At 45.3% G+C, this 12,723-nt stretch carries 9 protein-coding genes; 5 read left to right on the forward strand and 4 right to left on the reverse strand.

The window, feature by feature from the left end:
• The first annotated feature begins 75 nt into the window (after positions 1 to 75).
• From BMX95_RS27310 to BMX95_RS27320, 3 genes are all read left to right on the forward strand, one after another.
• Complete coding sequence (locus BMX95_RS27310) at positions 76 to 924, forward strand: type 1 glutamine amidotransferase (protein WP_242673022.1); 849 nt, start codon at positions 76 to 78, stop codon at positions 922 to 924.
• 217 nt (positions 925 to 1,141) lie between these two features.
• Entirely contained in the window at positions 1,142 to 2,335 is a 1,194-nt protein-coding gene (locus BMX95_RS27315; RefSeq protein WP_081198241.1) for an ATP-grasp domain-containing protein, read from the forward strand.
• A gap of 10 nt (positions 2,336 to 2,345) precedes the next feature.
• Positions 2,346 to 2,663 (forward strand): cupin domain-containing protein, encoded by a 318-nt coding sequence (locus tag BMX95_RS27320; RefSeq protein WP_081198242.1) that lies wholly within the window; start codon positions 2,346 to 2,348, stop codon positions 2,661 to 2,663.
• A gap of 81 nt (positions 2,664 to 2,744) precedes the next feature.
• Here the strand turns inward: BMX95_RS27320 and BMX95_RS27325 are convergent, their stop codons facing one another.
• The 3 genes from BMX95_RS27325 to BMX95_RS34670 all read right to left on the reverse strand — a co-directional run bounded on the left by BMX95_RS27325 (position 2,745) and on the right by BMX95_RS34670 (position 8,785).
• Positions 2,745 to 3,878, reverse strand: a complete 1,134-nt coding sequence (locus BMX95_RS27325; RefSeq protein ID WP_081198243.1) for an efflux RND transporter periplasmic adaptor subunit — start codon at positions 3,876 to 3,878, stop codon at positions 2,745 to 2,747.
• A gap of 7 nt (positions 3,879 to 3,885) precedes the next feature.
• The gene (locus BMX95_RS27330) at positions 3,886 to 8,253 is read right to left on the reverse strand and encodes a CusA/CzcA family heavy metal efflux RND transporter (protein ID WP_081198244.1); all 4,368 of its coding nucleotides are present in this window, start codon (positions 8,251 to 8,253) and stop codon (positions 3,886 to 3,888) included.
• Between the two features lie 142 nt (positions 8,254 to 8,395).
• Positions 8,396 to 8,785, reverse strand: coding sequence for a hypothetical protein (locus BMX95_RS34670; protein WP_133053868.1), 390 nt, complete (start codon positions 8,783 to 8,785; stop codon positions 8,396 to 8,398).
• A 96-nt stretch (positions 8,786 to 8,881) separates the two neighbouring features.
• Between BMX95_RS34670 and BMX95_RS27345 the strand changes: the two genes are divergently transcribed.
• Together BMX95_RS27345 and BMX95_RS27350 are read left to right on the forward strand one after the other, a co-directional pair.
• The gene (locus BMX95_RS27345) at positions 8,882 to 9,751 is read left to right on the forward strand and encodes a LytR/AlgR family response regulator transcription factor (protein WP_081198247.1); all 870 of its coding nucleotides are present in this window, start codon (positions 8,882 to 8,884) and stop codon (positions 9,749 to 9,751) included.
• A 211-nt stretch (positions 9,752 to 9,962) separates the two neighbouring features.
• Positions 9,963 to 10,655, forward strand: coding sequence for a hypothetical protein (locus tag BMX95_RS27350; RefSeq protein WP_081198248.1), 693 nt, complete (start codon positions 9,963 to 9,965; stop codon positions 10,653 to 10,655).
• On the opposite strand, the gene BMX95_RS27355 is transcribed toward BMX95_RS27350, so the two are convergent.
• Complete coding sequence (locus tag BMX95_RS27355; protein ID WP_081198249.1) at positions 10,652 to 12,682, reverse strand: putative porin; 2,031 nt, start codon at positions 12,680 to 12,682, stop codon at positions 10,652 to 10,654. The two genes, BMX95_RS27350 and BMX95_RS27355, sit on opposite strands and share 4 nt — an antisense overlap.
• Positions 12,683 to 12,723 lie beyond the last annotated feature (41 nt).

Here is a 12,723-nt window from a genome sequence, read left to right on the forward strand (position 1 = left end):
CATTCCCCCATTAATTTGTTAATGTATAAGCTGCAACATGACAATCACAAAATACGTTATGTTTGCAGCTTTACTATGAGTAAACCAAACACCATACGGGTGGCTCTTCTCGATCTGTATGAGGGCCACGTAAATGAGGGCATGCGTTGCATCAGGGATATTCTGCAGCAGTATGGTAAAGCCCATGGCATACACCTGGCAGTGGAAGAATTTAATGTGCGGCTTAAATGCGAGTTGCCTGATTTACACCACGATATCTATATTTCTTCCGGTGGCCCCGGCTCTCCCCTGGCAACCGACGCCCAGTGGGAACCTCTCTACTTCAACTGGATCCGCCAGATGGAACAATACAACCAGTTGACCCAGGGCCCTAAAAAACATGTTTACTTTATTTGTCATTCTTTTCAGCTGGCCGTCCGCTATTTTAAGGTAGCCCAGGTTACCAAACGCAAATCCACCGCTTTTGGCGTTTTTCCGGTTCACATGCTGCCCGGTGGTAAACACGAACCGGTTTTCAACAACCTCCAGGACCCATTTTACGCCGTTGACAGCCGCAACTACCAGGTGGTGGAACCCGACGAGGTACAACTACAGCGTTTAGGCGCTGCTGTTCTTGCCATTGAAAAAGAACGGCCGCACGTACCGCTGGAGCGCGCCATTATGGGACTGCGGTTCAATGACTATATGGTAGGCACCCAGTTTCATCCCGAAGCCGATGCACCCGGTATGAGCCGCTATCTGCAACGGGAAGACAAAAAACAAATGGTCATTAAAAATCATGGGTTCGAAAAATGGCAATCCATGATTGAGCAATTGAATGATCCCGATAAGATCCTGTTTACGTATTCGAATATTCTTCCAAACTTCCTAGATCTGGCTATTGAAACGATCAATGCAGGAAAGGCAGTGCGCAGCAGGCAGTAGGAAAAAGGCAGAGGGCAGAGGGCAAAGGGCAGAAGGCAGAAAGAAATACAGTGACAAGCTTCATCCGCCAAAGGCAAACACGCGCTGCCTCATGCAATTGTAGTAACCGAAAACTTAGAACCCAATAACCTATAAACCCAATAACATAAACTCGGAACTAAGAACTCAGAACTTAAAACCCAGAACTTCGTAACTTCAACGGCAAAACAGTTGAGTTATGGTTCCCGGAATACGGAAAGCGTTTAATGAGTCATTCACCGAGCAACAATACGAAGCCTTCTTAAAAGACCTGCACAGTAAATATCCCGGTGCCATTGAATTCAGGCTCTCAGAAACACCGGTATTTGTAGATAAGGAATTTGCTGCTAAAATGATCGATGCCTGCGAGCACATCATCGATGTGATCACCGATCCGGACTACAAAAAAATGACCGACGCCGCCATCCCACCCAATGAGTATGTTCCCAATGAAACCGATCGCTGTGAAATGCTTTGTTTTGATTTTGGCATTTGCTGGAACGAAGACAAACAACCTGAACCCCGCTTAGTTGAAATGCAGGGCTTCCCTACCCTGTTTGGCTTCCAGGTATATTATCCCGATCTGTTCAGGGAATATTTTCCCATACCGGAGAATTACAGCCAGTACCTGAATGGACATACCCATGATAGTTACCTGAAGCTTTTGAAAGAGGTGATTGTTGATGATGTACCGGTTGAAAATACCATTCTGCTGGAAATAAAACCTCATGAACAAAAAACCCGCATCGATTTTTACTTAACCCAGGAATATACCGGCATACAACCTGTTTGTATTACCGATCTGATCCAGGAAGGAAAAGACCTGTATTACCTGCGTGATGGTAAAAAAACAGCAGTAAAGCGCATTTACAACCGTGTTATCTTCGATGAACTGCTGGCAAAAAAAGAGGCTTTAGGAAAGTATTGCGATATTACCCAGCACCTGAATGTACAATGGGTGCCGCATCCCAACTGGTTTTACCGCATCAGCAAATACACACTGCCTTTTTTAAACCATCCTTATGTGCCCACTACCTACTTTTTGAACGAGATAAAACAGATTCCTTCAGACCTGGAAAATTATGTATTGAAACCCTTGTTCTCTTTTGCCGGACAAGGCGTTTTGATCGATGTTACCAAAGAAGATATTGAAAAAATAAACGATCCGCATAACTGGATCCTGCAACGAAAAGTGGAATATGCCGCAATCATTGAAACACCCGATGAGCCCGCAAAAGCCGAGATCAGGATCATGTATGTTTGGAAAAAAGGCTGGGACCGCCCCCAGCCCGTTATTAACCTGGCCCGTTTAAGCAAGGGCAAAATGATTGGCGTAAACTATAACAAAAACAAACAATGGGTGGGTGGTAGTACCTGCTTTATCGAACGATAAAAAAATAAATATGCAACACCTCTCTGCCATTAAGGGAAAAGAAATTGTACCAGGTTTATACGGCCGGTTTGTACATGGGGAAACCATGACGTTATCATTTGTAGATATTCAACAGGGTGCGCAGTTGCCTGAACACAGCCATCCGCACGAACAAATAACATATTTGATAGAAGGCGAACTCGAAATGGTGATCGGTGGCGAAAAAATGCTCCTGACACCCGGTATGGTACATGTTATACCCTCTAATGTACCGCATAGTGCTGTTGCCCTTACTTTTGTGAGAGTATTAGATGCCTTTTCGCCAGTAAGAGAAGATTACAGAGTTTAAGAAAAGTTATTAAGTTATTAGGTTCTTATGTTCTGAGTTAACCCAGGAACTTAAGAACCTAATAACATATGAACCTGATAACTATTCCTCTTCAGAAGCATTCTTCATCTTCCCCAACACCGCATACGCATTTTTCGTAACCACCTGCATATCTTTCAACTCAACAGCCTTTGAACTAATGGCAACCAGCTCCTTTTCACGAATTCCTGTTTCTACATCAACCAGTTGAAAATTGTTTTTGCCAATGGCCTTTACAATGTATTGCTGATTGCCATACCGCACTACGGCTTCTTCGGGCACAGTAAGTGCAGAAACGTTTTCTATATGAATGGTGGCATTCAGGAACATACCTGGCAACAGGTTGCCGGGTCTTTTAATAAAATGACAATGTATAGTTCCGCTGCGGTTAATATCTACATTACGGGTAACCAGTATCACTTCGCAATCGTACTCCCTGCCCGGCTCATCAACAAACGATACTTTCACCCGCTGCCCTGTTTTTATTTTAGGCATATCCTTTTCAAATACGGTAAGGGCTGCATGAATATCATCGGGGTTGATCAATTCAAACAGAACATCTGTGGCATTTACAAACTTGCCGATATTTACATTCACCTTCGACACAAAACCATTGATGGGCGAATACATGGGAACGCTGCGGGAAATGTTGTTCTCATTCAACGAACCCGGATTGATGTTGATCAGCCGCAGCTTTTCAGCAAATCCCTTCACCAGTACTTTTTGAGCAGTAAAATCAGCCTGCACCTGTTGAAAGGTTTTGGCCGCACTTACCTGTTGCTGGCTCAATTCTTTCTGGCGGTCATATTCCTGTTGTAGAAATCGCAGGCGTGCCTGCGCCATCAGGTAATCCTGTTGCAGTTGCACCAGGCCCTGGTCTTCAATAACACCAATTACCTGTCCTTTATTTATATGCATACCAGGTAACAACGTGGTATGTTTAAGATAACCACCCAGGGGAAAGCTTACTGAAACTATATTTTGCGGCGGCACATCCACCAAGCCGTTTACTTTCAATACATCGTTCAGATCTTGTGTTTGCACTGCGCCAATTTCAATATCGGCGTTTTTCATTTGCGCATCGGTTAAGGTAACGGTATTGGCGGCTGTTTCTTTTTTTGTTTCCGCCGGTTTATCAGCGGAAGCACAGGATGCACAGCACAATAAAACGCTTATATATAAAAACAGGTTCTTCATGTAGTGATCATTTTCCGGTTAGGTATTCCAATTCTATAATCGTGTTGTTCAGGGCATGTATCGCCTGCAGGTACCCCAGTTCAATATTAACAGCGTTGTTCATTTGCAGGGTCCATTCCACATAACTTACATCACCTTTTTCAAAACCCAGGCGGGCATTACGGGTAATCAAAGCAGCCTGTTGTAAACCGGCTGTTTCGTAATACTGTACCTGTGCCCCATATTTTTTATAAGCTTCCTGCAGTTGCTCCCATTGATTGGTAAGGTACTGACTGGTTGCATCTACTTCCAGGCGGGTAGTTGCTTCCTGCAACTGACCGGCCCTGATGCGCGCCTTTACAGCCTTATTAAAAATGGGCAGCCCTACACTCAGCTGGTAAATATTAAAGCGGTCACCGCCACTATAATATTTTTGATTAACGCCATCCTTTGTTTGATAGCCAATGATAGACTGATTGCTATACCCCACGGTGAACTCAGGGTTCAACCGGGCCTTTTCAATATTGGTTTGCGCAGCATTTACTTTTACCTGCTGTTGTTGCAATTGCACCGCAGGGTGGCTAATGACTGCCAGGGTATCTATCAATTGATCCTGTTCTTTTTTCAAAGCATGGTACTCGGGTAACAGTAGATCCTTTGTATTCAACAACCATTGCAATTGCTGTTGGTCCATTCGCAGATCGGCTTTTACCTGTTCCTGTTGCAATTTCAATTGCTGGATCTGCGTTTCGGCATTGCTTTTCTCCAGGATGGTGCTTTCGCCGGTCTTTAGCCGCAGGTTGGCAGCATCCAGAAACCTGCTGTAGATGGAGTCGAGCCGCAATAACAGCTTTTGCCGCTCCAGCAAATCGACCATATTATAAAACACGGTCTTTACTGCTTTCTGCAGTTCCTGTTGTTTCAACGCCACCTGTGTGCTGGCCACCTGTTCCAGCGCGCCATACAGTTCCTTTTGCCGCCGGTATACAACAGGCAGTTCAAACGATTGGTTAATATAGAACCGGGTATCGTTGTTCATACTGTTGATACCGCCATATTCCCCGCCTATCTGCGTGCGTGGCAGCTCGGTAGTAGCGGTTTGTAATTGCTTCCAGTACCCAATGCCCGAGCGGCTGGCCTTTAACGATAAGTTATTGGTACTGGCCTGTTGCAGCATTTGTTCCAACGGCATTGAGCGTTCTGTACCGGTTTGTGTAAATGCCGACTGGCACACCAACAATGCGATGATCATTCCGGCAACCTGAAGAGCAGGTTTTATTCGTTTCCGGTTTTCTACCCACAGATACAATACCGGCAACACCACCAGTGTAAGAAAGGTAGCAGTGAGCAATCCGCCAATAACAACCGTTGCCAGCGGCCGTTGTACTTCAGCTCCGGCGCCCTCGCTCAATGCCATGGGTAAAAAACCCAATGAGGCAACTGATGCGGTCATCAACACCGGACGCAATCTTATACGCGTTCCTTCCATAATAATTTGTTTTATATCCTGTATACCGTGCTGTTTCAATCGAATGAACTCGGCAATGAGCACAATGCCATTTAACACCGCCACGCCAAACAGGGCTATAAAACCAATACCAGCAGAAATACTGAATGGCATGCCCCGCATCCATAAGAACAGAATACCACCAATGGCAGACAGGGGAATTGCCGAGAAAATAAGCAGTCCGTATTTCACCTTACCAAAGGCGAAGTACAACATCACCAGTATCAGCAACAAAGCCACTGGTACCGCAATGGACAACCGCTTCCGGGCTTCGGTGAGATTTTGGAACTGCCCGCCATACACGATGTAATACCCGCTTTTCAGTTGTACCTGTTGCTTTATTTTTTTATCCAGCTCTGTTACCACACTTTCAACATCACGACCGCGTACATTAAAACCGGTTATGATCCTTCGTTTGGCATCCTCCCGTTGTATTTGATTGGGGCCATCTTTTATTTCAACCGCAGCTACCTGACTGAGTGGGATCTGGGCGCCGGTCGCAGTGGGGATCAACAGGTTTTGTACATCGCTTACATCCTGCCGTTGCAGGTTCTCCAACCGTACTACCAGGTCAAAGCGACGTTCTCCTTCATATACCAGTCCGGCGCTTTGTCCGGCAAAAGCCGTATTCAGCACCCGGTTGATGTCTTCAATATTCAATCCGTAATGAGCAATAGCCGTTCTGTTATAGGTAACCAGGATCTGTGGCATACCGGTAACCGTTTCAATATAGGTATCGGCAGCGCCTTTAACAGTATTTATAATGGCGCCCACTTTATTGGCATATTGAGCCAGTGTATCGAGGTCTTCTCCAAAGATCTTGCACACCACATCCTGCCGGGCACCGCTGATCAATTCATTAAACCGCATTTGTACGGGATACTGAAAACCGAACGTGGCTCCGGGAATTTCCTGTAACGCCTGTTGCATCTTTTCTGTCAGTTCATCAAATGTATGGGCGCTTGTCCATTCTTTTTTGTCCTTTAGAATGACGATCAGGTCACTGGCATCTATAGGCATGGGATCGGTAGGTATTTCACTACTGCCATTTTTACCCACCACTTTTTGCACTTCAGGAAACCTGCTTTTCAAAATACGGGCTGCCTGGGTTAATGTGTGTACCGAAGCATTGATATTACTTCCCGTAAGCAACCTGGTTTCAATGGCAAAATCACCTTCTTCCAGTTTGGGAATAAATTCTCCGCCAAGGCGGGAAAAGATAAACAGGCTGATCACAAAAGCAACTATGCTTCCTCCTATGATCAGTTTGGGAAAACGAAGCATTCTTTCCAGCACAAACTGATATGCCCTTTCAAAACGCTCCATCATGCGGTCGCTGAACGTTTTTTTGTGCGACAGCTTTTTACTGATGAACAGCGATGTGATCATGGGCACATAGGTAAATGACAACAGAAAGGCGCCTAATAAGGCAAAGGTTACCGTTTGCGCCATAGGCCTGAACATTTTCCCTTCAATGCCCTGCAATGAATAAATAGGCAGATAAACCACCAGGATGATGATCTGCCCAAAGATGGCGGCATTCATCATTTTGGAGGCGCTGTGCTGTACCTCGTCATCCATGCTGCTTTGGGTAAGCTTATTGATGGAGGAGAAATGTTTTGAATGGCTCAGGCGGTGCATCACTGCCTCTACAATGATCACCGCACCATCTACTATCAGCCCAAAGTCGATGGCACCCAAACTCATCAGGTTGCCGCTTACCCCAAATACATTCATCAATATAATGGCGAATAACATCGACAAGGGAATAACCGATGCTACCACCAGTCCGGCCCGCAGGTTGCCTAAAAACACCACCAGCACAAACACTACAATAAGCGCCCCTTCTATCAAATTTTTTTGAACCGTACCTATTGCATGGTTCACCATTTTTGTACGGTCAAGAAAGGGTTCTATCACCACGCCTTCGGGCAGGGTTTGTTGTATCTGTGCTACTTTGTCTTTCACGCGTTTTATTACTGCCGACGAGTTCCCGCCTTTCAGCATCATCACCACAGCGCCCGCCACTTCTCCTTTATCATTATACGTCATAGCCCCATACCTGGTGGCATTTCCCAAACTTATGGCAGCTACATCCCGCATCAGTACCGGGATACCGGCATCCATTGTTTTCACTACTATATTACCAATATCCTGTTCATTGGTGATCAATCCCTCACTGCGAATGAACAAAACCATAGGCCCCTTTTCAATATAGGCGCCACCTGTGTTCTGGTTATTTTTTTCCAGGGCAGTGAATACGTCATCGATAGTAAGGTTATGCGACTTCAGTCTGGAGGTATTTACAGCTATTTCATACTGTTTTAGCCGGCCGCCGAAACTCGATACTTCCGCTACGCCCGGGGTACCCAGTAATTGGCGGCGAATGATCCAATCCTGCATGGTACGCAACTGCATGGCATCATACTTCTGTTCGTATCCTTTTTTGGGTCTTACTACATATTGATAAATTTCCCCCAGGCCGGTTGTTACCGGCGCCAATTCAGGTTTGCCCAATTGTGGCGGGATCAGGCTTTGCACCTGTTGCAGCCGTTCGGCAATTTGCTGCCGGGCCCAGTATACATCAGCCTCTTCATTAAAAACAATGGTTACTACCGATAAGCCAAAACGGGAAATGCTTCGGATCTCTTTAAGACCCGGAATAGTACTGTTAGCCTGTTCAATGGGAAAAGTGATCAACCGTTCTACATCGGGTGCCCCCAATGAAGGCGAGGTAGTGATCACCTGTACCTGGTTATCGGTAATATCTGGAACAGCGTCTATCGGCAACTTTGTTACCGCATAGGTGCCCCATAATAAAAGCGTTAAAACAAATAAACCGATTACCAGCTTATTCTTTATGGAAAAACGAATAATTGCCTGGATCATTAAATACATTTTTATTCGGCAATCGTGAATCGGCAGTGGATACTGTACATGCAGTATTAACACTGACAATAGCCTCACGATTTACCCAATCGTAATACGATTGAACACATTGTTCAACATGAATAAAAAAACTGCTATGGAATTAAGCGCAACGGGGAGGTTGAAAAATGTCTGCTATCGATAGTAAGGTATGACTGTCTTCATCGTGCAGAATAAACTCATTTTTTATTTCGGTAGTGCGAACCGGCAGTTCAATAAATGGTATAGCCGGGCACTCACAGTTAAGGGCAGTGGTAACGGCACAACAATCGGCATGACGGAAGGGCAATTGATTGTCGCGCTGATAATCAGCGTCTATTATATATTGATGGATGTAATGTTCATTTAAAAAAGACAGCAGGGAAACAGATGGGTCCAGTTGCCGGTGCTCCACAAAATGTTGTATCAATACCGGTATTCGCAGAAACTGATGCATTTCTGAAAACGACAGCATATAAATACACATAAAAAATATGGCCACGGTCTTTTTCACTGGTCAAATGTACAAAACACCCGGCCATTTACGCTATCGCTAATTATTTTTTAACCTGGGTTAACGTCCACGTATCTTTACCATTAAGAACGTTTTATGCTATTAAACCGACCGTTTCCTTTAGATGCACCTTCCCGTCAATCGTTCCGGTATATTTTTTATGCCGCTCTTTGCGTATTCCTGATATTGGTATTATTAAAACCTTTTGGGCTTGATGAAATAAAAACGCCCTTATTACTATTTCATACTGTTTTGTATGCAGGGGTTACATTCATTTGTGTTACGGCCAACACGTTTCTGCTGCCCCGCCTTTTCCCGACTATATTTCGCGAAGAAAAATGGACTGTAGGAAAAGAACTGATACGTATGTGCTGGCAATTAATTCCCATTGCCATCGGTAACTGGCTGTTGACACATTGGCTTTACAAAAACTATTTATCGTGGCATAACCTGTTCAGCTTTTTGTGGATCACCCTGGTGGTAGGCATCTTTCCACTCTGGCTCAATATATTGTTAAAGCAGCAGCGGCTGTTAAAAAAATACCAGGCCGGCGCCTCCCGGCTCGATGAACAATTGAACCAACCGGTAATTCTCCCCCAGCCCGTCCTTTCTGTGCCGGAGCAGATAGTATTCACCAGTGAAAACGGGAAAGAGCAATTGTCGCTGCCGCCCGGCGAAATCAGATACATTACAGCTGCTGACAATTACGTGCGGATCTATTTTATAAAAGACAATCACCCCACCTCCCACCTGTTACGAAATACCCTGCGAAAAGCAGAGGAGGTATTATCAACCTTTCCCCAGTTTTTCCGGTGCCATCGGGCTTATATCGTAAACCTGAAAACCGTACAACATGTAAGCGGCAATGCCCAGGGCTATAAGCTGCACCTGAAAGATGTGGAGGAACTGATCCCGGTTTCACGTAACTTAAATACCCAGCTGACTGAAAAAGTGAGTCGGCAATAAACCCACCCCAACCTCCCCGGGGGGATTTCTTAAAACAAGCAGACTGCTGCACTTTCGTGAGCCCACTCACAACTAACAACTCACCACTCACAACCCCGCATTCCGTCCCAAACCACCCCAATTCATCCCTTGCATTTGGAAAACGCACTGATTTACAGCCATTTTTGTGAAGGTAACAAGGGCGTTGCCTTTCCCATTAAAACACACAATTATGACCAGCCTGTTTAATATTATGCTCATCCTGCACATCATCAGTGGTTTTACGGCACTGACCTGCGGCCTGTTTTCCATGCTTAACAAAAAAGGCGCACGGAACCACCGGCTTACCGGTAAGCTGTTCTTTTATGGCATGACCGGAGTATTTGTTACGGCTACTTATCTTTCTATTGTCAGAAATATTCCGTTCCTGTTTATGGTGGGCTTTTTTAGCTATTACCTTACCTGTTCGGGATACAGGGCCTTGTATCTGAAAAAACTGCATCTGCAACAGCAACCGGCCCTGCTCGACTGGACCATCAGCAGCATCGGCATGGCAGCAGGTTTAGCCCTGGTTGCATTCAGTTATAGCTGGTTCACCCAACGGGGAATGTGGGGAACCGTGCCGTTGTCTTTTGGTATTTTTTGTTGTATGAGCGGCTGGAAAGATATTCGTCGTTTTTACCAGCGGCCTGCTGATAAACAACACTGGTTCTTCACCCATGGCGGTAGAATGGGCGGCGCTTTTGCCGCAACCGTTACCGCGTTTATTGTTGTAAACGTAAAGATCGGTTCACTGACCTGGTTATTATGGATCTTACCGGGTGTTTTGATCGGCATTTGGATAAACGTCATTTTAAAACGATACCGCAAACTATTTACCGGAAAGAAAGCCGTTCCCCCTGCAACCCCGGCAGTCAATTCCTAGTTTACAAAACTCCAGAAGATACCTACCCGTATCTGCAAACCGGGATAGGGGTAGCCTGTGGTAGGCATGTTATTCAGGGTAAACCCACCGCCGTTTGCGATGTTGATGGTGTTCAGGTTTTCGGCCCGTAGGTAGGCGTTAAAGCTTTTGATCCGGAAGTGCATATAAGCGGCGATATCCGGACGCTCTAACCTTATCGTACTCACATTCTCATTGTAAAAGTATTGTCCAAGCAGCGGAGAGTACTCAGGTGCTTTATAGGGAGAAAAATAACGCAGTTCACCACCGAAACTGATACGCAGGTTTTTAAACCCAAGGGAACCATCATAACCAACCTGGTTACGGGTAGTAAAGAGCGGCAGGTTAACCGGTCCGTCACCTAACCGTTGCTGTAAGGTTACCCATGTTTTCCAGTTCCAGCCGCCACCAATGGGGAAGATCTTTTCACCCGATACCTGCAGCACGTTAAACAAAGAAGATGCCTGTGCTACCTGCATATACCCACTGTAATAGGTATAATTGGTAACCAGGAAGTATTTACCTGTTAACTTCAGTTTCAACTTGGGTTGTTCAAACTCTCCAAATAACAGGGTGGTATTCTCTTTTTTCAGATCGAGTTGTGTGGCAGTTGTATCCAGATAAAAAGTACTGAGCGGATTGAACATCCAGGACGGCGTACGGTTGGTGTTTTGGAAACCTACCTGTAAATAACCGATCTGTTTGCTGATCAGCCGGCGCAAACTGACGTACGCATTATAATCCCCGGCATTATTTCCGGCAACATAAAAATTGCCATATGCCAGGATGTCCCATTTCTTATTACGGCTGAGGTTGCGGTATTCGCCATGCACAAAGGTGTTGAAATAGCTTCTGGAAAAAACGCTGTCCTTCGTATAGATCGAATCCATCATTTCCCCCTTCAGCGTTTGCAAAGAGGCACCCAGTTTCAGGTATTGCTGCGCGTTCTTGGCATCAGGGAAAGTGTAAAATGAAAAATCATTCGTTAGATCCTTCCAGTATTCTTTGGCATAAATTTGTTCTGTGGTGGAGTCTGAACTTGACAGCTTCAAAAAATAATTGCTATCATAATAGGCACTGTCGGCATGCGTATCCTGGTAACGATTGTGATAAGTACTGTAGGCGATGGTATGTTCCAGTCGTAACCGCGGATAGAACAAAGGAATAACCGTGGTATCATTTACAACAAGGGAATCTTTCTGCCCAATATCGTACTGCTGCCTCATCATATAGGTAGCGTTGGTATACAGCCTGCCCGTAGCGATGGTAGTACTGAAAAAGTTACGGCTGCCGGGGTTATCCAGCCCCAGATTGGTGGGAATGTTCGACCGGTCATCAAAACTACCACCAGCCTTGTTTAAAAAGGAATCAGATACAATACCGCCATTTTCGCCGGATTGCAATTTGTTACCAACAATGACGATAAAGTTATTGTACCGTTTGTTTTTCGACTGGTACCAGGATGTAAAGCGGTAATTATTATGATTGGTATTCTGGTTCTGGTAAAAACCGGGTGAGTTAATAAGCCGGTATTCAAAACTCATATTCCAGTTAGGCTTCAGGTTCTGCGTGTGCATGAGCCTGATGAACTGTTCCGACTTCGAACCCAACAGGTAATTCAATTCCGCATATGGTCGCGTGGTATTATAAAAACGGGCGTCTTCTACTGTTAAGTTATAATCATCGAGGGAGTGAAAGCCATAGTCCCAGCCGGATTTCATTTGCGGTTCAAACAACAGGCTGCGGGAAGCATTTCCCAGGTTACCCAGGGTTACATGATACCAGGGCAAGCCAACCTTTTTTGCGAAATCGTACAGGGTGGAATCAAAACCCCGCATCCGGCTTGTATCGAGGTAACGGAAAAAGATAGTGATGGAATCTTCCAAACCGGTACGGTGCCCAATTGAATCACTGCCGCCCGATCCCATACTCATACCACTGAACCTGCCCTGCGCCTGTTGAAAAACACCACTCTGCGCTTTTGTAGAAGTTACAAAGCAGGTAAGCATGAATACAGTTCCCAGAAATATGAAAAGGACCCTTAACAAGT

Source organism: Niastella yeongjuensis, from assembly GCF_900110245.1.
GTDB lineage: Bacteria > Bacteroidota > Bacteroidia > Chitinophagales > Chitinophagaceae > Niastella > Niastella yeongjuensis.

Coding starts and splice junctions, on each gene's coding strand:
- BMX95_RS27310 (WP_242673022.1), top strand. CDS start 76: ATGAGTAAACCAAACACCATACGGGTGGCTCTTCTCGATCTGTATGAG.
- BMX95_RS27315 (WP_081198241.1), top strand. CDS start 1,142: ATGGTTCCCGGAATACGGAAAGCGTTTAATGAGTCATTCACCGAGCAA.
- BMX95_RS27320 (WP_081198242.1), top strand. CDS start 2,346: ATGCAACACCTCTCTGCCATTAAGGGAAAAGAAATTGTACCAGGTTTA.
- BMX95_RS27325 (WP_081198243.1), bottom strand. CDS start 3,878: ATGAAGAACCTGTTTTTATATATAAGCGTTTTATTGTGCTGTGCATCC.
- BMX95_RS27330 (WP_081198244.1), bottom strand. CDS start 8,253: ATGATCCAGGCAATTATTCGTTTTTCCATAAAGAATAAGCTGGTAATC.
- BMX95_RS27345 (WP_081198247.1), top strand. CDS start 8,882: ATGCTATTAAACCGACCGTTTCCTTTAGATGCACCTTCCCGTCAATCG.
- BMX95_RS27350 (WP_081198248.1), top strand. CDS start 9,963: ATGACCAGCCTGTTTAATATTATGCTCATCCTGCACATCATCAGTGGT.
- BMX95_RS27355 (WP_081198249.1), bottom strand. CDS start 12,682: ATGCTTACCTGCTTTGTAACTTCTACAAAAGCGCAGAGTGGTGTTTTT.